At 39.7% G+C, this 22,033-nt stretch carries 18 protein-coding genes; 9 read left to right on the forward strand and 9 right to left on the reverse strand.

What is annotated here, in order from left to right:
- Positions 1 to 111: 111 nt before the first annotated feature.
- The 4 genes from ACT3CD_RS08485 to ACT3CD_RS08500 all read right to left on the reverse strand — a co-directional run bounded on the left by ACT3CD_RS08485 (position 112) and on the right by ACT3CD_RS08500 (position 4,105).
- Positions 112 to 849 carry a lysophospholipid acyltransferase family protein gene (locus tag ACT3CD_RS08485; RefSeq protein ID WP_444644787.1) on the reverse strand — a complete coding sequence of 246 codons (738 nt, stop codon included), beginning with the start codon at positions 847 to 849 and terminating at the stop codon, positions 112 to 114.
- A 254-nt stretch (positions 850 to 1,103) separates the two neighbouring features.
- Positions 1,104 to 1,985, reverse strand: coding sequence for a DUF3078 domain-containing protein (locus tag ACT3CD_RS08490; protein WP_444644789.1), 882 nt, complete (start codon positions 1,983 to 1,985; stop codon positions 1,104 to 1,106).
- 323 nt (positions 1,986 to 2,308) lie between these two features.
- On the reverse strand, positions 2,309 to 3,136 hold the full coding sequence (locus ACT3CD_RS08495; protein WP_444644791.1) for a mechanosensitive ion channel family protein: 828 nt from the start codon (positions 3,134 to 3,136) through the stop codon (positions 2,309 to 2,311).
- Between the two features lie 315 nt (positions 3,137 to 3,451).
- The gene (locus ACT3CD_RS08500) at positions 3,452 to 4,105 is read right to left on the reverse strand and encodes a NigD1/NigD2 family lipoprotein (protein ID WP_444644792.1); all 654 of its coding nucleotides are present in this window, start codon (positions 4,103 to 4,105) and stop codon (positions 3,452 to 3,454) included.
- Between the two features lie 324 nt (positions 4,106 to 4,429).
- Between ACT3CD_RS08500 and ACT3CD_RS08505 the strand changes: the two genes are divergently transcribed.
- From ACT3CD_RS08505 to ACT3CD_RS08525, 5 genes are all read left to right on the forward strand, one after another.
- Positions 4,430 to 5,092: a hypothetical protein gene (locus ACT3CD_RS08505; protein WP_444644794.1), complete on the forward strand. Its 663-nt coding sequence runs from the start codon at positions 4,430 to 4,432 to the stop codon at positions 5,090 to 5,092.
- Positions 5,093 to 5,162: 70 nt separating this feature from the next.
- Positions 5,163 to 5,510 (forward strand): P-II family nitrogen regulator, encoded by a 348-nt coding sequence (locus ACT3CD_RS08510; RefSeq protein ID WP_444644796.1) that lies wholly within the window; start codon positions 5,163 to 5,165, stop codon positions 5,508 to 5,510.
- 25 nt (positions 5,511 to 5,535) lie between these two features.
- Complete coding sequence (locus ACT3CD_RS08515) at positions 5,536 to 6,741, forward strand: ammonium transporter (RefSeq protein WP_444644798.1); 1,206 nt, start codon at positions 5,536 to 5,538, stop codon at positions 6,739 to 6,741.
- Positions 6,742 to 7,674: 933 nt separating this feature from the next.
- Positions 7,675 to 11,724, forward strand: a complete 4,050-nt coding sequence (locus ACT3CD_RS08520; RefSeq protein WP_444644800.1) for a PAS domain S-box protein — start codon at positions 7,675 to 7,677, stop codon at positions 11,722 to 11,724.
- Positions 11,725 to 11,765: 41 nt separating this feature from the next.
- Entirely contained in the window at positions 11,766 to 12,911 is a 1,146-nt protein-coding gene (locus ACT3CD_RS08525) for a hybrid sensor histidine kinase/response regulator (protein ID WP_444644802.1), read from the forward strand.
- Positions 12,912 to 13,007: 96 nt separating this feature from the next.
- Here the strand turns inward: ACT3CD_RS08525 and msrA are convergent, their stop codons facing one another.
- Entirely contained in the window at positions 13,008 to 13,607 is a 600-nt protein-coding gene (gene msrA / locus ACT3CD_RS08530; protein ID WP_444644804.1) for a peptide-methionine (S)-S-oxide reductase MsrA, read from the reverse strand.
- A gap of 202 nt (positions 13,608 to 13,809) precedes the next feature.
- On the reverse strand, positions 13,810 to 14,865 hold the full coding sequence (locus ACT3CD_RS08535; protein ID WP_444644806.1) for a Gfo/Idh/MocA family oxidoreductase: 1,056 nt from the start codon (positions 14,863 to 14,865) through the stop codon (positions 13,810 to 13,812).
- Positions 14,866 to 15,050: 185 nt separating this feature from the next.
- Between ACT3CD_RS08535 and ACT3CD_RS08540 the strand changes: the two genes are divergently transcribed.
- Entirely contained in the window at positions 15,051 to 16,328 is a 1,278-nt protein-coding gene (locus tag ACT3CD_RS08540; RefSeq protein WP_444644808.1) for a replication-associated recombination protein A, read from the forward strand.
- 185 nt (positions 16,329 to 16,513) lie between these two features.
- A complete protein-coding gene (gene kdsA / locus ACT3CD_RS08545) occupies positions 16,514 to 17,332 on the forward strand; it encodes a 3-deoxy-8-phosphooctulonate synthase (RefSeq protein ID WP_444644810.1) in 819 nt (272 codons plus the stop codon).
- 109 nt (positions 17,333 to 17,441) lie between these two features.
- On the opposite strand, the gene ACT3CD_RS08550 is transcribed toward kdsA, so the two are convergent.
- On the reverse strand, positions 17,442 to 18,254 hold the full coding sequence (locus ACT3CD_RS08550; protein ID WP_444644812.1) for a M48 family metallopeptidase: 813 nt from the start codon (positions 18,252 to 18,254) through the stop codon (positions 17,442 to 17,444).
- A gap of 270 nt (positions 18,255 to 18,524) precedes the next feature.
- On the opposite strand from ACT3CD_RS08550, the gene ACT3CD_RS08555 reads away from it, so the two are divergent.
- Both ACT3CD_RS08555 and ACT3CD_RS08560 read left to right on the forward strand, forming a co-directional pair.
- Positions 18,525 to 19,427, forward strand: a complete 903-nt coding sequence (locus ACT3CD_RS08555) for a DMT family transporter (RefSeq protein WP_444644813.1) — start codon at positions 18,525 to 18,527, stop codon at positions 19,425 to 19,427.
- Between the two features lie 3 nt (positions 19,428 to 19,430).
- Positions 19,431 to 20,672, forward strand: a complete 1,242-nt coding sequence (locus ACT3CD_RS08560) for a C1 family peptidase (protein WP_444644815.1) — start codon at positions 19,431 to 19,433, stop codon at positions 20,670 to 20,672.
- Between the two features lie 47 nt (positions 20,673 to 20,719).
- Here the strand turns inward: ACT3CD_RS08560 and ACT3CD_RS08565 are convergent, their stop codons facing one another.
- On the reverse strand, positions 20,720 to 21,529 hold the full coding sequence (locus ACT3CD_RS08565) for a M48 family metalloprotease (RefSeq protein ID WP_444644816.1): 810 nt from the start codon (positions 21,527 to 21,529) through the stop codon (positions 20,720 to 20,722).
- Positions 21,530 to 21,534: 5 nt separating this feature from the next.
- Positions 21,535 to 22,020, reverse strand: a complete 486-nt coding sequence (locus tag ACT3CD_RS08570) for a PaaI family thioesterase (protein WP_444644817.1) — start codon at positions 22,018 to 22,020, stop codon at positions 21,535 to 21,537.
- Positions 22,021 to 22,033: the final 13 nt, after the last annotated feature.

A 22,033-nucleotide genomic window follows, 5' to 3' on the forward strand; every position in this document is an offset into this window, starting at 1 on the left:
GCTTGTCCTCAAAAAGGTTATTTACCGAAATAAACTAACCTTTCCAGAACTTTTCGGGGCTATAATCTGAACATTTTTCATCAAGCACTTAAGTTTTCGTGATGGCACTAATTATTCGTCGGCACTTTCTAGTATACGTCGGGTTTTAAGCATCAGTCCATCAATGTCATTATGAAAATCAGCCGGATGAATAACCGGGTGAATAACCAGCCCGGCGCGCGCCGGCACAATGTTATAAAACCCCTTGCGCTTTATTTTATAGCTATTAACAATCGTTATCGGCAAAATATCCAGCCCCAGTTCAAAAGCCAGCTTAAAAGCCCCCTTCTTAAACGGACGCATCTCCTTGTTACGACTTCTAGTGCCTTCTGGAAAAATGACCACCGAATTGCCATTCACCAACTTATTTTTTGCTTCTTCCAATGAATGCATCGCAGCCCGCGGCGACGAGCGATCAATAAAAATATGCCCCACCTTTTCGCTGGCAAAACCGATAAAAGGAACTTTACGCAATTCCTTCTTCATCAACCACCTAAAATCGACAGGCAAATAGCCATAGAGCAAAAAAATATCCCACCCCGTTTGATGATTGGCTACTATCACGTACGATTTTTTACGCTCAATATTCTCCTTCCCTTTCACAAAGGCCCATACGGGCGTTAACCAACACGACACACGCGCCCAACAATGTCCCATAAAACTCCCAGCACGAGGTGATATAGCCAACGCAAACAACGCCGCCAAAATGGCAAACACAATTGAATTAACCAACATTAAAGGCGTGAAAACAAACCATTTATAAGGCTGGTACAGCCAGTACCACCACAAAAACTCCTGTTTCCTTTCCATTGTACCAACCAGGGAATTATTGAACTGTTTATATAAGTTAAATACAAAAATAGCATTTCACTACTTAAACGCACCACAAACCACATCAAATATGGCCAAATAATAGAATAAAACTATTGCATGAGTTTAGTTGTACCGCATATTCCCCGAATCGTGCCTTCCGCTGCAATTACTCACGCGTTGCACTTTGGGGCATAACGCAAAAAAGGATGCTTCCAAACCCGGAAGCATCCTTTATACGTCTCAAAAAATTACTAAAATTTATAGTTGAGTCCAAATCCCAACAACTGCCTCGTTTGTACCCGGGCTCCATGCGCCAGACCGTCATCATCCACATATTTCACGTCATCATCGTAAAGCAGGTTAAGCGAAACCACTGCCGTAAGCCACTCATTAATCCGCATATTGAGACGCGTCTCCCAGTCTACATCAATATGACCGGGCTCATCAGCTAAATTCGAAAACAAATCCAGCCGCGTAAAAAAATCCACATTTTTAATAATATTGCTATGCTTGTAAACCCCTTTCACGTAGGCTCCATATTCGATCCTGCTGTTATCGCCGGGCTCAACACCATAAGCGCCTGCCAACGACAAAGAATCATCCAGTACAAAGGTCCCTTTTCCTGTAACCGGCGACAAATACATCGAAAACTTATCATTGGGTTTGTAGTCCATCCCCAACGAAAAAACCAAATAAGCCGGCGAAAACCATTCCGACAACACTTTTGTGTTTTCCGGCGGATCCTGATAACCTGTGGTCATCTGCGTTTTAAAATCCATAAGACCAGTATAAAACCAACGTTTCGAGGCTTTATAACCATATTTGGAGCTCAAAAGCAACCGGTCGTCGGTTTTTATCAGGTTATCAGAACCTTGCTGACTCAAACCATAACCAACCGTCATACTGTTATCCCAGGCCGAATTATCTTTGGCATAATTGGCAAACACATTCAGCAACAGATTTCCTGAAACCGAATTTTGCCCCCCTGCAGCCCAATTGTTAAGTGATACTTGCGAAAACGTAACAGCAACGTCGCCCCCTTTTTTCCAATGTTTTATACTATCAGTCGGTTCCTGCGCCCACATAACGAGCGGCATAAACAAAAGTAAAGTAAATATAAATACCTGTTTCATAAAACTTAAGACTATAAAAAATTTAAAACTATAATTAAAATATTTGCAGGAGGACGCAAAAGCCAGATAAGATATATTCAAATTCAAAACTTACACAGCCCAAAAAACGTGAGTTTACCCATATAAAAAACATTTTAAAGGGAAACGTAACGAAAAAAATGGCGTCTTCTTGCTGATGACTAGAGTCTGTCCATAAACTAAGTGTTTAAAATATAAAGTTCAAATACGAGGCTCGCGAAGTCATAAAAATCAAGGCGTTTACTTTTCGTAAATGACTGTTTTTATGACAAGCATAACGAAGTCGTTGACTTTATAGACAAACACTATTTAACCTGATATAAATGCACATCGCTTTGAGGGAAAGGTATCGAAATGCCAGAAGCATCGAACGCTTTTTTCACTGCTTCCTGCACCTCAAAAAATACATCCCAGTAATTGGCACTATCCAACCAAACACGCGTCACCAGATTAACCGAACTGTCGCCCAACGATACGACCCCTACAAAAGGAGCCGGATCATGATGAATGCGACTATCGGCATTAACGATCTCCAGGATGATATTACGCGCCGCATCAATACTATCGGTATAACCAATGCCAAAAGTCCAGTCCACCCTACGCACAGGCTCTACACTGTAATTAATCATCGAGCCGGTTGAGAGTGGCCCATTAGGAATTATAATACGTTTTTTATCAGGGGTATTTAAAACCGTTGCGAAAATATCAATGGCCACCACCGTCCCGGCATACCCTTGTGCCTCAATATAGTCCCCAACTTTAAAAGGTTTCATGATTAGCAAAATAACACCACCCGCAAAATTTTGCAAGGTGCCCGACAAAGCCATACCTACCGCCAAACCAACGGCACCTAACAGCGCTATAAAGGATGTCATCTGCACTCCAACCATGCTCACAATACTGATAAACAGTAAAATTTTAAGTGTAATACCCAACAGGTTAATCAAAAACGTCTGCAATGTTGGGTCAAAAGAACGTAGCTCAAACACTTTTTTTACCGCCTTCACCAGTTTCCCTATTAAAAACAAGCCAATGACTAATGTGAGTATAGCCAATAGAATCTTACCACCATAAGTTGTCACCAACTCCATCATTTTATCAGAGTCAGGAAGTAAATTCAATAAATTTTCCATAAGGTTAAATTGTAAAGTTATCTCACAAAATAAAGACATTATTATCACAAAGTCCAATAAGTTTAAGGCTAACCAGTAAAATAACAATCTAATTTACAATTGATTTCGTCAGACCTCAATTCTAAAAATTCAATTAAAAACATAATCAGGCCGCTGCTTTGCCGAATAATTTCGATCAATTAACCTACAAAGCTTAACAAAAAGGAGACCCGTAAAACCTTCTTTCAGGCTTTACGGGTCTCCTTTTATTCTATTAATAAATACTTGCCGAAAACGTCAAATGCAACGCAAAAAGCCGAACTTTATAGACAAACTTTAATTATATCTATAAACAAAGGATTGCGGCGTATAAAGCTCATCATCTGCTCTAAACCAAATATTAACCGAATCCTGTCCTGCCACCTGAAATTGCTCCAAAGGCACACTCATAAGTACCCGATATCGCTGGTAAGTCTCATCATCATTGGCATCATGATGAAAATCGAGCGCTACATGGTCTTCTTTATCTTGCCGTTCCTCATCATAAACCACATCAAAATAATGAGCTGTATCATTACCTAAAAAGGTAAACTCCAGATTCAAATAATCTTTGCTAATCCAAAGCGAAGAAATTGTTACCGGATCATTAGCTAACGTATCCCTTACTTCGTCGTTCGCCACCAAAACACTTTTAGTATAAATATCCTGAATGGAAACAACATCCACCTTAAGACCATTGGTTACTGTGGACACTGAATTTACAACAGAATACTGAACCAATACGCGTTGGCCATCTTCAATTTCGTAACCGGCGGGAATACTGACAGGAAATAATGTATTACCCTGGTCGGTCTCAATTGTCAGCGTACTGAAGGTTGAACCGACCAAATTTCCTACTTCTGTATAATAGGTCTCGGAATCATCATCGGTCATACAAGAAGGCAGCATCAACGACAGAATAATAATAAAGGGAAAAATCAATTGTTTCATAACGTTCGTCATTAAGATTTTATACTACAAATATAACTTTTACTCTTTAAGATGCAGCATCTGCTAAAGGGTTGCCTTCCTCATTTCAACAATTTTGCTCCCTATTAATAATCAAAAAACACATTTTTAGATATATACCCCCATAAAAAAAGGGGGTATATATCTAAAAAACATATGAATTAATGTTTTTTCACACAAAACATAGGGGGTCGTATTATAAAATAGTATATTTTTGCACCATATCCTATTAAAAAGAAAGTAGGAAACCATAAAAACAACGAAAATAGAAGACAATACCTATTTATTAATTTAATACCATCAACCATGAAAAAACTTTTCTTTATCGCAGCAGCCATTCTGACTCTGACAAGCATTAAAGCCCAGGAGCTAAATGTAGGAGTAGATTTTTATAACCGCTACGTTTTTCGCGGTGTTGATTTTGGTAGTTCACCAAGCCTTCAGCCTTCCATCGAATTCAGCTCAGGCAATTTTACGCTTGGTGCATGGGGAGCTTATTCAACCGGAAATGGCTCAATGGGCGAATTTGGCGAAGCCGACTTATATGCTTCATACGGCTTTGATTTCGGATTAAGCGTTGGAGCGACTTCCTACTATTACCCCGGCAGTTCTTGGTTCGAGTTAGACGACGGCGTGTCAAGTCATGCCATCGAGCTGAACCTTGGATATGAAATATCAGGGTTCTCACTGAGTGGTAACTACATGCTTAACAACTCCGAGGACGGAGCCGGGGCCGAGGATGGCATCATGTATTTTGAAGCAGGCTACGGAACCGATCTTTTCAACGTCTTTATTGGCGGCGGTGACGGATGGCACTCTACCGAAGGAAATTTCCAGGTGGTAAATATTGGCATCGGCACCTCCAAAGAAATCAAAGTTTCAGACACCTTCTCAATACCTGTGAATGGTGCCGTCATTCTAAACCCAAACACCGAACAGCTTCATCTGGTTGTGGGTATCTCATTCTAAAGACTTATACCGGGAGCTTCAACAGAGGGCTCCAGGTTTAAATAAAACTAACCATAAAAAATTAAAACCTATGAAACGTATCGAAGCCATTATTCGACTGACCAGGTACGAGGCAGTCAGAAAAGCTCTGGCAGAGCAGGACATTACTTTCTTTTCATACTGGGATGTAAGAGGTGTAGGCATTGCTACCGAAGGTCATTTGTACCGCGGCACTATTTACGACACCAGTATTATTGAACGTCGATTAGTATCGATCGTGGTAAGAGACGAAAATGTTGAAAAAACCATTGAGACGATTACAAAAACAGCAAGGACCGGCGAAATCGGAGATGGCCGGATTTTTATATCCGATGTTGAAGACACGATTCGCATAAGAACAGGCGAAAGGGGCCCTGAAACCCTATACGAAAAAAAGTAATGTAACACATTTAAATTGAATTATTATGGACGCAAGAGCTATAGATACTATTTGGATTTTATTGGCTGCCGTACTGGTTTACTTTATGCAGGCAGGTTTTGCAATGGTGGAAGCCGGTTTTACAAGAGCCAAAAACGTTGGTAACATCCTCATGAAAAACTTCATGGATTTCTCAATCGGCTCAGTTATATTCTGGGTTGTGGGATTTTCTATCATGTTTGGCCCTTCAATAGGAGGTTTCATAGGGAAATTTAACTTTTTCTTTACAGCCGACTATGGAAATGATGTTTCCGATATGGCTATTCTTATTTTCCAAACCGTTTTTGCAGCTACAGCAGCAACAATTGTGTCGGGAGCTATGGCTGAAAGAACAAAATTCAGCAGTTACCTGGTCGTTTCTTTGATCATTACAACCGTTATTTACCCTATTTCAGGACACTGGATTTGGGGCGGTGGCTGGTTGGCCGAAATGGGTTTCCACGATTTTGCAGGCTCCACAGTAGTGCACTCCGTTGGTGGATGGGCAGGTTTGGCCGGTGCTGTAATGTTAGGCCCCCGTATTGGAAAATACAATGGTAAATCAAACGCCATACCCGGACACAACATGGTGTATGCTGCATTAGGTGTTTTCATCCTGTGGATGGGCTGGTTCGGCTTTAACCCCGGAAGTACGCTAGGCGTTTCTGCAGACAACGGGTTTGCCGCTTCTTACATTTTTGTAACAACAAACCTCTCGGCTGCAATGGGTGCTATTGCTACCATGTTTATTACCTGGGTACGCTACAAAAAACCGGACTTGAGTATGACACTCAACGGCGCTTTAGCCGGTTTGGTTGCCATCACTGCTGGTACTGACATCGTTTCACCTGCTGGCGCAGCAATCATTGGCTTATTAGCTGGTTTTGTAGTTGTATTCGCCATCGAATTTTTCGATAAGGTTTTACGTATCGACGACCCGGTGGGTGCAATCTCGGTCCACGGTATTACAGGTGCCTTTGGAACAATCATGGTTGGTTTATTTGCCACTGATGGTGGTCTGTTTTATGGCGGTGGCTGGAATCTCCTCGGCGTTCAGACAATTGGCGTTGTGTCAGTAGCTGCATGGGCACTGGGATTATCCTTCTTAATGTTCTACATCATTAAGAAAACAATGGGATTAAGAGTTTCTGCACGTGAAGAAGAAGAAGGTCTGGACATTCACGAACATGGCCAAAGTTGTTATAACGACTAAAACTTTAAATATTAGATTTCGTTCTTAAATTTTACCTGGTTTTTATTTTAGATGAAGAGGCTGTTCCAACGGGATCAGCCTCTTTTTATTTAGCATCATCAAGAAAGCTCAAGTGCCTGAGAGACTAGCGAAGTTCAAAATCAAAAGCATCTGCTTGAGACACATCTTCCAATAACAAAAAAAATTACCCACACACTATATCTTATTTCAAATAGAATATCATTAAAGAAATAGATGTAAGACACTTTTCGCCCGTATAATTGGCCCGTACACTTAACTAAATAGTGCCTGTCCATAAGCTAAGGGTTTGAAAGAAAAAGTTCAAATTCAAGGCTTCCGAAGTCATAAAAATCAAGGTGTTTACTTCTCGTAAATGACTGTTTTTATGACAAGCGCAACGCAGAAGTTGACTTTATAGACAAACGCTAAATATGGTGCCGGGAGTATATTTTGTATTGTTGCCAATAAATTATTGGTAAAAATATTTATCTAATTCATAAAAAAAGCAAACATTTACCCTCATTTTTACTTATCTTAGAGAACAAAATATACGACAACAGCATATTGTTGCTCACGCAGCTTATCGTCATAACTTAAAAGCAGTAAGAATACTGAAGTTATAATAAGAAATCGCAACCCGGCAAGAGACCTCATCATCAACCCTAAAAAATTCATTGCAAAGCCATTCCTGCAGACGCCCTCAACAAAAACAGCATCCCGTTTTCATTGTTATAAAACACAAAATCACCCTATCGTAACCCCAAACAAAATACAAAAACTCACATAAAAACAACCTGAAACACCACGGCCAACCTATTGAATTAACATAACCTCAAAAGCATGTTCAACGATCCAAAAATTAAAGCTTATTTAGATAAAAGCAACATCGCATATTTTACAGTCCTTGCATTAGTATCAATCTTAGTAATACTAATGATTGCACTTTATATTTTTATATCAGAAAAAAAATCAAATATATACCACCTTGAAACAACTGAAATTAACAAACTTGACTTACAGGTCAATGAAATTGTCACTAATTTCACCTTCGTAGAACGAGATGTTCTTTTATTGCGCGATATGATCGCCTCAGTTGAAACTTATGCCTGCGAAGAAGGTATCACATTAGAAATATTAAAAAATGATTTCGTTCAATACATATACCACAAAGGCTTATATGATCAAATCCGATTTCTTGATAAAAATGGGGATGAAAAATTAAGAATAAACTACAATTCAGGAAATCCTCAAATCGTTGCTGACAGCTTGTTACAAAATAAATCCAACAGATACTATTTTGAAGAAATGCGTTCCTTGCAAAAAGACGAATTATATTTTTCAAAATTTGACTTAAACATTGAAAATGGCAGGCTGGAATACCCATATAAACCCGTTATGAGAATCGGAACCAGAGTTTTTAATTGTAATGAAGAGTTTTGTGGCGTTGTCCTTACAAATTTTTTAGGAGAAGATTTAATTAACAGAGTAAAAGCTTTAAATGCGAATAGTATTAGCCGCATTCATATTCTTGAGCCGAAAGGCTATTTTTTGGTATCACCTAATCCGGAAGACAACTGGGGATTTATGTTTGAGGATAGGAAAGATAAAACCTATGCCAATATTTACCCGACAGCCTGGGTGAAGATAAAAAAAGAAAATAGAGGTCAATTTACGACGCCAGCAGGTCTGTTTACCTTCAAAACACTCACATTTCACCAATTAACATCAAACGCCGGGCAAGAAAATCTGAAATATTATTCATCAGATGAATATTGGAAAATAGTCTCATTCATTTCGCAGGAGAAAATTAATGCAACGCACCGCGAAATACTAATGCGATTTTATCTCCCCATCGGTTTGCTAATCTTATTATCGATTATTTTATCCTACTTTATTACAAAAACAAGGATAAAAACCAGACAGATAAAAAACACAATTATTGATAAAAATAATTTTTTATTTAACGTCATCAATTCAATTTCAGAGTCCTTCTATGTTGTTGACATAAACAATAACAACGTTACACTTGCAAACAAAAAAGCCAATCACTACAACATTATTGAAGGAAGCAATTTTAACGAAAACACATTATTTACAAAACCGGAAATCAAAAGTAAACTGGCCGAATTAAGAAACAAAATTATTTCAAGCAACGAAGATCAGGAAATAGAACTGAAAACAAACAGCGGGGATCAACAAAGCAACTACTTAGAGATAAGAGGCTACCCTATTTTTGACGAACATTTAAAGGTTAAGCAACTAATTGAAGTCATTAAAGATGTAACCGAAGAAAAATTATTAGACCAAAAATTCAAGGATTTGTTGGCTTCAGCCGCTGATGGAATGATTATAACAAATACCAAAGGCGAGATTGAGATGATTAACAATCAGGCTGAAAAGATGTTTTTGTATAAAGCACACGAATTAATAGGCCAAAAAATCGAAGTTTTAATCCCTCAAAAATACAAAAATCACGATAAATTAAGAACCAACTATGCCCAAAGGCCTACAGTACGAGAAATGGGGGAAGGCAAAGAATTATCCGGGCTCAAAAAAAACAATGAAGAATTCCCTATTAAAGTGAGTCTAAACCCGATTATAACTACAGCCGGAACGTTAATATCATCATCTATTCGCGATATCAGTGAAGAAAAATTAGCAGAAAGAAAAATTAAAGAAAACGAGCAAAAATTTAAGGCCCTATTTGACAATCAGTCGCAATTCATTGGCTTGCTCCAGCCCGATGGCACCATCATCGAAATGAATGAAACCACCTTAGCCTTTGCAGGGTGTTCCTTGAATGATTTGAAACAAAAAAAATTCTGGGAATCCTCATGGTGGTATACCGATGAAATAAAAAACGTAATAAAAGGTGCCATTAAAACCGCATCATCGGGAAAATTTGTAAGACTAGAAGTGGATGCAATTGGTGTAGAAAAGAAAATCATCACAATGGATTTCTCCTTTAAACCAGTGAAAGACGATAAAGAAAAAATCATTTTTCTAATCCCCGAGGGGCGTGATATTACGGATAAAAAGAACTTTGAAAAAGCGTTAAGAGGCCGGGAGCGACGTTGGCACTTATTTGTTAAACAAACTCCCAATGCAGTGGCCATGCTCGATAATGAAATGAGATACCTGGCTGCCAGCGACCAATGGTATACAGATTACAACATTTTTGGTAAAGAGCTTATAGGAAAAAGCCATTATGAAATTTTCCCCGAAATAGAAAAAAATAAACCGGAGTGGATCGAATTCTTCAAACGCTGTTTACAAGGCGAAACACTAAAAAGAGCAGAGGAAAAATTTGAAAGACAAGATGGCTCTGTCAACTGGATAAGATGGGAAATGTCTCCCTGGCATAGTGAAATGAACCAGGTTGGCGGGATTATCATATACACCGAAGAAATATCCGAAAGGAAAAAAATTGAAAATGAAATCATAAAACTAAATGAAGGATTGGAGGAAAAGGTACAAGAGAGAACACTGGAATTAGAAAAAGCCAATAAAACGATTTTGGCCAGTAAAATTGAAGCGGAAAGAGCCTACAAAATAAAATCAGAGTTTCTTGCTAATATGAGTCATGAAATACGAACCCCGATGAATTCGGTTATCGGATTTTCCGAAATATTAAGCAAAAAAGTTATTGACCCTGTCCTTAAAGAATTTGTTAACGCCATAAAATCCAGTGGCAAAACCCTTCTTGGTATTATCAATGACATTTTGGATTTGTCAAAAATGGAGGCCGGCAAACTGGAAATTCAAACGGAGCCAGTCAACATTGAAGAACTGGCGAAGGATATTAAAGCCCTTTTTGAAATTAAGGCAAAAGAAAAAAATCTGGATCTCTTTATCAATATTTCTCATAATATGCCCCATTTTATAGTCATAGATGAATTGCGGATAAAACAGATTTTAATAAACCTAATCAATAACGCCATTAAATTTACGAACGAAGGGTTTGTGAAATTGACTTTAAATGCACAATCAGTTTATAACAACGATATTGATCTTGAAATTTCGGTTGAGGATTCGGGTGTTGGAATTAAAGACGAAGATCAATCCAAAATATTTGAAGCGTTTCATCAAAAAGAAGGACAAATCACAAAAAAATATGGAGGGACGGGCCTAGGTCTGGCTATATCGTACAAAATTGTTCACTTATTAAAAAGTAATTTACAAGTAAAAAGCAAGCTTAATGAAGGTAGTAAATTTTACTTTCTATTAAAAAAAGTGCCCATATTTAAAGGTGAACTACCTACAATGAACAACCTTAATTTCGACCTGGAAGAAATACAGTTCAATGAAGCAAAAATATTAGTTATTGACGATGTAGAAAAGAACAGAATGTTAATCCGAAACTTTTTGATGAACTGTAACGTGCAAATATACGAAGCGGAAGATGGTTTAGCCGGCGTTCAAAAATGTGAAGAAATTAACCCCGACCTTATATTGATGGACATCAAAATGCCCGTAATGGATGGAAGTATGGCTTTGATGGAAATACGTCAAATTCCACAGTTTAAAAACACGCCTATTATTGCAGTGACCGCTTCGGTGCATCTCGATAATGAAATATATGAGAGCAAATATAAATTTGACAATATATTATACAAACCCATTAATCTGAATGAACTCTTTTTAATACTAACCCAATATCTGCCTTATAACAAAACAAAGAAACAGAACCAAATAAAATCTGACACGGTCTCGATAGATGATCTGAAAATAAATGAAGAAGTCAAAATTGCATTAAAAAACGATTTTAAAGATATCATTGAACTGCTAAATAAAAGACAATCGAACAGCGCAACAAATCAACTAAAAGACAAACTTCTGGCTTTTGGTGATAGTCATGACATTGAATCATTCTCGAAGATGGGTGAAAAACTATCCATCGCAATAAAATCCTTTAATATCAATGCCGTTCAGGAATTAACAAATACTTTTATCCTTTTTTACAATAAGGAAATAAACGCTTAAAAATCAAGCAGCCTAATGTTTAATCTTAAATTCGATGAAAAATGAAAAATAGCAAAATATTAATAGTAGATGATAATACTAAAAACATACAGGTATTAGCAAGCACATTATCAGACTTATATAATATTGAATATACAACCGATGGGTATGATGCTATAAACTGGATAAAAGCAGAACCTTTTGATTTAATCCTGTTAGACATTACAATGCCCACCATTAATGGTTTGCAGGTTTGTGAAACAATAAGGAAGGACGAATCCTTTAATGATATTCCAATTATATTTATAACAGCCCGCACTGATACCGAAAGCATCGTAAAAGGCTTCAAGGTGGGCGGCCAGGACTATATAACAAAACCATTTAATGATGAAGAATTAAAGGAAAGAATAAAGACGCATCTGGAACTTAAAAAAAGCAAGGAAAAATTATCTGATGTTAACAAATGGCTACAACAGGAGGTTGAAAAAAAAACCGCCGAATTACAGACAGCGTACAAAGAATTAGAAGTACTTGATATTGCAAAAGATGAATTTCTGAGTTTAGTCAGTCATGAGCTTCGAACCCCTATAAATGGTATAATGGGATTTACCGGCATTCTAAAAAGCTCAATAAACTCGGAAAAGCTGTTGGGTTACATCAACATTTTAGAAGTATCGTCTAATCGATTATTAAAATTCACGTTATCAGCATCCCTCATCACTGCTTTAAGATCTAACAGGGTAAAATTTGAGCCTGCTAAACTCAATATTCTAACTCTGATTAAAGAGATGGAATTATCCTTTAAAGATAGAATTGTTGAAAAAATGATCACCTTGAAATATAGTAATCTGACCGACAATTTATTTCTTTGGGGCGATCATGATCTTGCATTAGAGGCTTTGAAGTGCATCTTCGAAAATGCGATTAATTACAGCCCAATTAATTCCATAATAGAACTGTCAATTTCAGATGATAACAAAAAGACAACCATCTCAATAGAGGATAATGGCCCGGGCTTTTCTGAACAAGCATTAAAAAATATTTTCAAACCATTTGGATATGGTCAGCCACATGTTGATCAAAACATTGGACTAAGTTTACACCTGGTAAAATTAATCATGAATGCTCACAAATCTGAAATCCACATATCCAATACTTCTGGAGGAGGCGCAAAAGTTGATCTGACTTTTGCCAAAAATGATTTTTGAAACAAGAAAAACTGCCTGCAAACAAAATGTTGACAGACAGCCTCCTTATATAAATAAGAAATATTTGTTTTGCTATTTTAAAACCATCAGTAAGCCCTATTCCGTGAGCCATTCCTTAAAATGGTTTCTGAATTTATTCATTTTAGGGCTTATTACCACCTGGCAATAAGGTTGCTGACGGTTACGATTATAATAATCATCGTGATAAGCTTCGGCCGGATAAAAAGGACCTTTTGCCTCCAAACGCGTCACAATAGGCGCATCATAAACCTCCTCGACTGCCAGCCGGTCCATCACTTTTTGCGCCACCTCTTTCTGCTCCCCGCTCCCATAAAATATAACCGACCGATACTGCGTTCCAACATCAGCCCCTTGTCTGTTGAGTGTTGTCGGATCATGAATCGTGAAAAAAATTGATAACAAAATCTCGTAAGAAACGACTTCGGGATTAAAGGTAACCTTTACCACCTCCGCATGTCCGGTGCTTCCGGTGGTTACTTCACCATAAGCCGGATTCTTAATAAAACCACCACTGTACCCCGACTCCACCTTTTCCACACCCTTTACCTTCTGATAAACGGCTTCGAGACACCAAAAACAGCCCCCACCCAGGATGGCTACTTCATGCTTTACCTCTCCCATAACATTCATCTCCATTAGTATAACCAAAAACAAGGTTGTTATTAATTGTCGCATACGCTTCAAAATTAAGAGACCTAGTATAGTTCGGCTTACAAGAAAAGTGCAACTTCGGCGGTATGCTCACCCTAAAAAAATCATTTACGGAAGTAAATTCACATTTCTAAAGCTTCGAAAGCGCCCAAAATAAAGCTTTCATATCTGTAAAAAGAATCTTCTTGTAAACCCTATATAACAACAAACCAGGGCTGCAAATAGTTTAGATCAGGTCCGACAGCGGAATGATACATTGTGTCTGATGACTCTTTAATGAGGCTTCGATGACGCGGATCACATTTAAAGCCTCTGAAGCGGCAACAGCCGGCGCTTCACCATGACGTATCACATTATACAGATTATCATAAAAAAGACTATAATTTCCGGGTGTTGTTTCTACAGCCCCTTTAAAATGAATACCATCAATATCGCTGTTCAGTAAACCCCATAAAGACTCAGGATCGCGTCCCCAGTCAGCTTCATTTGGCAGATGTCCCGCATTTAAGGCCGCCTCCTGTGGGTCGAGGCCATATTTAACAAACGAACCCCGCTCACCGTGTAACATGTAGGCAGGCCCCTCTTCCCGAACCAGATAACTGGCTTTCAATCTCACCGATTTATCTTCATAAAGCAAACGAATATCAAAAAAATCATCGACCTCAGAGCCGGTGCGCAAAATCATCAAACGTGCATCGACTGCCTGCGGAAGTCCAAACAAAACCAAAGCCTGATCAATGAGGTGCGACCCCAGATTATACAAAATGCCGGCCCCTCTGGACTTTTGCTCTTTCCACGAATCCTGAACACCGGTTCTATAACGATTATAATGGGCCTCGTAATCGACCAACCGACCTATCATATTGTGTTTTAAAACCTTTTGTACCGTCAGGAAACTATTGTCCCATCGTCGGTTCTGAAAAACAGTTAACAACAAACCCTTTTGAGTGGCCAGTTGTATTAACTCTTCACCCAACTGCGAATTCTGAACAAAAGGTTTCTCAACCACAGCGTGCTTACCGGCCTGCAACACGGCCTTTGTCTGTTCATAATGCAAATCATCAGGGGCATTCACAATCACCAACTCAATGGTTGGATCACTTAAAATTGCCTCTAACTGTCTGACAATTTTAGCTTCTGGAAACAATGACAATGCAGAATCGGAGCTGCGCTGCATTACTTTTACGACCTCAAAGCCGGGATGCAATTTCAACAAAGGACCATGAAATACCCGACCCGACATGCCAAACGAAATTAAAGCTGTTTTTATCTTTTGTGCCATAACGATAATTTTAAACATTAATTTTACTAATAATATTCATTACTTAGCACAAATCAATCAGCAAATGTTCCGACAACTACAAAATGATGATTACACAGAATCAACCATAGTTTTTAAGCCGCAACGCTTTTTGCGACTATGCATTTAGAAAACTACCTTTACAGCCAATAAAAATATATAATGAAATGAGTAGTTATCCTCCGTTGGCAGAACGTATGCGCCCCAAAACACTTGACAACTACATAGGTCAAAAACACCTGGTAGGGAAAGGGGCTGTTTTGCGAAAAATGTTGGAATCGGGACAAATATCTTCCCTCATTTTATGGGGCCCTCCCGGGGTCGGAAAAACCACACTGGCACGTATCATTGCAAATCAGTTGGAACGTCCTTTTTACGTCCTCTCTGCCGTGTCGTCCGGCGTAAAAGATGTGCGCGAAGCCATTGAAAAAGCCCGTAACGGACGATTTTTTAACAGCGCCTCGCCCATTCTATTCATAGACGAAATACACCGATTCAGCAAATCGCAACAAGACAGTTTGCTGGGCGCCGTGGAAGAGGGCGTGGTAACACTTATTGGTGCCACAACCGAAAACCCATCCTTTGAAGTTATATCGCCACTGCTGTCGCGCTGTCAGGTATATGTATTACAACCGCTCGAAAATACGGATCTGAAAGAACTTTTTAACACCATTATCGCCAACGATATTGTGTTACAAAAACGAACCATTACATTAAAGGAAGAGGAAGCCCTCATGCGATTTGCTGCCGGCGATGCCCGTAAATTTCTCAACATCATCGAACTAATGCTGAATGCGCACAACGACGATGAAGATATTATCATTACCAATGATCATGTCACCCAACTTTTACAGGAAAACCCCGCGCAATATGATAAAAATGGAGAGATACATTACGATATTATCTCTGCCTTCATCAAATCAATTCGCGGCAGCGACCCGGATGCCGCCGTTTATTGGCTGGCACGAATGGTTGAAGGTGGAGAAGATCCCAAATTCATAGCCCGCAGACTGATCATCTCGGCCGCAGAGGATATCGGACTGGCCAATCCCAACGCACTGCTGCTCGCCACAAATGCTTTTCAGGCCATTAACATGGTTGGCTGGCCGGAGTCGCGTATCATTCTCAGTCAGGTTACCATATACCTCGCCACCAGCCCCAAAAGCAACTCGGCTTATCTGGCCATCGGCAAAGCCCAGCAAGTGGTGCGAGAAACCGGAAACCTACCGGTTCCGCTCCATCTGCGTAACGCCCCCACCAATCTGATGAAAGACTTAAATTACGGTACCGAATATAAATACTCTCACGATTATCCCAACCACTTTGTTGAGCAACAATTCATGCCCGACCAGCTCAAAGATGCGCAATTATGGCAAGCTCAAAACAATCCGCAAGAAACCAGGCTAAAAGAAAGGATGGACTTTTTATGGAAGCAGAAGCCGTAACAACAGGCAGTTTCTGATTCCATTTAGGCTCTCGCTGCATTCAACAAAAACTAAAAAGAGACCTTTGGTATCAAAGAAGCAGTTCAAATTACAAACTAACAACCAAATCTCATTTGCAGAATACCACACGGAAAAGTAAATTTGCTCATCAATAAACAATACTAATAAATTGACAATTGACCACCATGATAAATAGCATACCGAAAATAAAAAACACCGACAGCGGACAATTTTTTCTTTTGGCCGGGCCATGTGCCATCGAAGGTGAAGACATGGCATTGCGTATTGCCGAAGAAATAGTACGTGTTACCTCAAAACTAAAAATACCATTCATTTTTAAGGGATCGTACCGCAAGGCCAACCGATCGCGTATAGACTCCTTCTCGGGCATCGGCGACGAAAAAGCGCTAAAAATACTTCGAAAAGTTAGTGATACGTTTGACGTACCTACTGTCACTGATATTCATGCCGCCAACGAAGCCGCGATGGCAGCCGAATATGTTGATATATTACAAATTCCTGCTTTTCTGTGCCGTCAAACTGATTTATTGATTGCAGCAGCAAACACCGGAAAAGTTGTCAACATAAAAAAAGGTCAATTCCTGGCCCCCGAAGCCATGCAATTTGCCGTTAACAAAGTACGCGATGCCGGCAATCAGAAAGTTATGATTACCGACCGGGGCACCATGTTCGGCTATCAGGATTTAATCGTCGATTACCGGGGCATTCCCGTCATGCAACAATTCGGGACACCGGTGGTGCTCGACATAACCCACTCTTTGCAACAACCAAACCAATCGTCGGGTGTCACGGGCGGTAAACCGCAGTTAATTGAAACCATTGCGCGCGCCGGCGTTGCTGTTGGTGTTGATGGGTTCTTCCTTGAAACACATCACGATCCGGCAAATGCCAAATCAGATGGCGCAAACATGCTCCGCCTCGATCTGCTCGAAGGACTATTAACCCGATTGGCGACACTGAGATCAACAGTCAACAACCTTTAGCAATAAAAACATATCCGAATTATTCAAAATTTGAGGTTAAAAAGGGCCGCTCCGATGTTGACAGAGCAGCCCTTTTCATTTCTATTTACCCTCGATAAATCAGCTCAAATTACTCTTTAAAATAACTCATTGCTTCTGGTAAAGCATTTTTCAACTCACGAATCCGTGCTTCATTGCTGGGGTGCGTACTCAGAAAGGTCATTGATGAACTTCCTCCACTAAGCGCAGACATGCGCGTCCAAAAATCCACCGCCACGGAAGGGTCATATCCGGCCATAGACATAAAGATAAGACCCAAACGGTCGGCCTCAGACTCATGCTTACGCGAAAAAGGTAAAATCACCCCCACTTGTGTGGCAACCCCAAAAGCGGTTTGATAAATAGTCTGAGTTTGCTCAGGCTTCTCAGCCAATACAACACTCAAAGCCGTAGACCCCATCTGGGCAGCCATTTGCTGTGTCATACGCTCACTTCCATGACGGGCCACCGCGTGTGCAATCTCATGCCCCATCACGACAGCAATGCCTGCTTCATCCTGCGTTACAGGCAAAATACCTTCGTAAAAAACCACCTTTCCACCAGGCATACACCACGCATTTGGTGTTGCGTCGGCCACCAAATTAAACTCCCAATCAAAACCTTTCAGTTGATCACTCCATCCGTTTTGCGCAAAATAAGCTTCCACCGCAGCTGCTATATTCTTACCAACCTTTTTAACCATGGCTGTTTGTGCCGCATTGGTCGACAACGTATTTTCGGACAAAAACTCATCATACTGTGTAAAACTCATCGAGATCATTTCCGATTCGGGCATCAAATTAATCCTTTTACGGCCGGTTAAAGGAACCGTGGAACAGGACCAGACCAACGACCCAATAACAGTAGCCACTATCAATTGGAGAAACCATCTTTGTTTTATCATAATATTGTCATTAAAAATTTACAACCGTTTTTTAACCATAAACCTGTAATCTAAACAAATAAATGACCTCAGAGTTCAATTATTGAAAGAAGCAAAACTTTAATCTAAGAAGAATGTAAGTCTGCTACGGTAAATGCCATTTGGGGGACAAGCATAACGCAAAATTGGGTTTTTCTGCTACGAAATATCTAAAATTATAACAACATGGTTAAAAATCATACCCATACAACCATAAATTTTGCATTTTTGTGATCTTGATGAATAAAGTGAATGAGAAAACAGACAAAAGACCTACTACATTTACATCTAATCGTATTTATATATGGTTTTACCGCCATTTTAGGACGTCTGATTTCATTGGATGCCATTGAACTGGTCTGGTATCGGATGCTTATAGCCTTTTTGTCACTGGGTATCATACTTTTCTTTTCTCAGCAATCAATCAGGCTATCTAAAGGCGCCCTACTCAAAATGCTGCTTGTGGGTTTTGTTGTAGCCATCCACTGGATCACATTTTTCCATGCCATCAAAATATCAACTATTTCGGTCGCATTGGGCTGTCTGGCCAGCACTACACTATTTACCAGCATTCTGGAACCTATAATCGTAAAACGAACAATCTCATTTTTGGAGATAATCATTGGTTTACTGATTATTATAGGTCTCTATACCATTTTCCAATTTGAGACACATTATCTGGCAGGCATCATTACCGGAGTCTCGTCAGCTTTTTTCGCATCGCTATTCACGGTGCTAAACAAACGCCTCATTGCCCACCACCACCCGGTTGTTATAAGTTTTTATGAGATGAGCGGAGGATTAATTGCCATAACCTTATATTTGTGGTTAAATGGGATCTTAAATGAAGGCTTGGTTATTCCAAACGCATGGGACTGGCTATACCTGATACTTCTGGGCGTAGTCTGCACGGCCTATGCCTATATGGCGAGCGTGAGAGTTATGCAGTCGCTATCGGCCTACACCGTCGTTTTAACAATTAATCTTGAACCAATTTATGGTATTATTATGGCATTCCTGCTATTTGGGGAAACCGAACGCATGTCCGGCGGTTTTTATATAGGAGCACTAATAATACTGGGATCAGTTTTACTTTTCCCGATTATCAGACAAATTAGAATAAATCAACAAAAAGCAAACATGTTAAACAGTTAAATTATGAAGAAATTACTATTGCTGTTTTGGTGCATAAGCGCCACTATAATGGCACAAAACTCCGACAAGAGTGTTTTTATTGAATATGCAAAAGGAGAAAGTTATTACTACTCTACGATCTTAAAAGATGCGGAACATTTGCAGGACTCGCTCAATCCGGTACAACCTTATCGTCGTTTTTCCATGGATCAGTCCAGCTACAACCTGCCGAATAAGGTCAACCTGTATCAGCGCTTTTGGGCCAATCCCGTTATTTCGCAAGGAAACGCAGGAACCTGCTGGGACTATTCCACAATATCGTTATACGAGTCAGAAATTTACCGTCAGACAAAAAAACAGGTAAAACTCTCTGAAATTTACATTGCCTACTGGGAATATGTGGAGAAAGCCCGCCGTTTTGTGCAGGAACGTGGTAACTCTTTATTCGACGAAGGTTCAGAAGCCAATGCGGTAGCTCGCATCGCCAACCGTTATGGATTGGTTCCCTATGAATCGTACACCGGATTAATTAATGGTCGCAAATTCCACAATCATGAAGAGATGATGGGTGAAATGACGAGCTATCTGAACGCTGTCGAGGCTCAAAGTGCCTGGAATGAAGAGGCCGTCCTGTCAACCATAAAAGCCATTATGAACCATTACATTGGCACGCCTCCCTCTAATTTCAAGGTTGATGGAAAAGAATATACCCCAGCCTCCTTTATGAAAGATTATCTGAAATTAAATCCTTCAGATTTTGTAGAAATATTATCGTACAAACAAAAGCCTTTCTGGCAACAGGTTGAATACACCGTTCCAGACAATTGGTGGCACAGTGATGCTTATTACAATCTGCCTCTGGATGATTATATGACCGCTCTGAAAAAAGCGATCCGCAAAGGTTATACCATTTGTATTGGAGGAGACGTGTCGGAAGCCGGGCTCATCAGTTCAACGCAGTGTGCCATGATTCCCGACTTTGACATTCCTTCGGCCTACATCAATGACGACGCCAGGGCTTTTCGTTTTGCCAACAAAACAACGACCGACGATCACGGAATGCACCTCGTAGGCTATGTTGAGAATTATAACGGCGACGGGAAAGACTGGTATTTGGTAAAAGACTCAGGCTCAGGCTCAAGAAACAATGATCCCCAAAAACCTGAATTTGGCTATTACTTCTTTCACGAAGATTTCGTAAAACTTAAAATAATGGGTTTTACCGTTCATAAAGATGCCGTTAAAGACATTCTGAAAAAATTCTAAAAAAGAACAGGGTGCCAATGAGCACCCTGTCTTTTTTTCTTATAAAATTAAGGTAATAACGTTTTAAATTCCCTGTACTCGGTAGTATATAAAGCACCGGACTTACTTCCCAACGCCTCATATTTACTATAAATCTCCGTCACCCTGTCATCTGAATTTGGATGTGTTTTAAAATACACCAACCAATCATCAGAACCATCATTTTCCTCATCGGCAGCTATCAGTTTTTCAAAAAAATAGGCAACACCTCTGGCATCATAATCAGTGGCATAAAGATACTCAACCGCACTTTCGTCGGCCTCGTATTCATTGTCGCGACTAAACCTCAGATTGACAGCTCCTAAAGCCAATTCGGCAGCTATAGTCTGCGCTAAACCAGCATCATCACCCAATATCATTGATAACAATGTTGAAAAACCATATTGCTTGGTCATATTGGTGGTTGCGTGGCGCTTATCGGCATGGGCAAATTCGTGAGCCATAACACCTGCCAACGAGGCTTCATTATCCAGATATTTTAGCAGACCGGTATAATAAAACGTGGTGCCACCCGGGACAGAAAAGGCATTTAAAACATCCTGATCAATGATATATATATCCCAGTCGAAAGTGCCAGCATACTTCAACTCTCCGGTAGCCAACAATTTATTACGTATATTTTCCAGGTATGAATAAGCTTCCGGATAGTCTGACCGATCGAGAATAGGGTATTCCGAAGTGTTGGCTTTTATTTCATCCACCACCTGCTGCCCCATCTCCACATCATCCTGTACACTAAAAATATTTAATTTATCCTCTTCGCACCCCCCTAATGTCAATCCAACAACAACTGTACTGAGAAACAACCACTTCTTCATAAATACTATTTAAAAAATGCCTCTTTTCCGGGATAATTATATTTTCGTCGGGCAATAGCCTCGGGAAAAGTAAAATAGGTAACCCGTGCCGTGGCCGTAATTTTATTGTCATTAATTAATTCGGTATTCACCGTAATTTCATTTCCATTTTGCTCACCCAACCAGGCCTTTAATAAAACAGGCCGGTCGGAAATCCTGGTAGGATGTTTATACGCTACCTCCATATTTTTAGTTACCCCGGCAGTTCCTATTTGTGTGTAAATAAACCAACTGGCGATCTCGTCCATCATGGTTGCCTGAACTCCTCCATGGAGGATGCCTTTATAACCTTCAAAATTCTTTTTTGGTTGCCATTCCCCATACAAAAATCCATCTTCCTCAAAAAATGACAAATGCAATCCACCCGGATTATATGGAGAACAGCCAAAACACTGATAATCGGCAGCATCATGCCTTGAAAATGGATTAATAATTTCTTTTCGTAAAGACATTATTTAATGATTT

It is taken from the genome of Geofilum sp. OHC36d9, assembly GCF_052400685.1.
Taxonomy (GTDB): Bacteria; Bacteroidota; Bacteroidia; order Bacteroidales; family Marinilabiliaceae; genus CAZHHH01.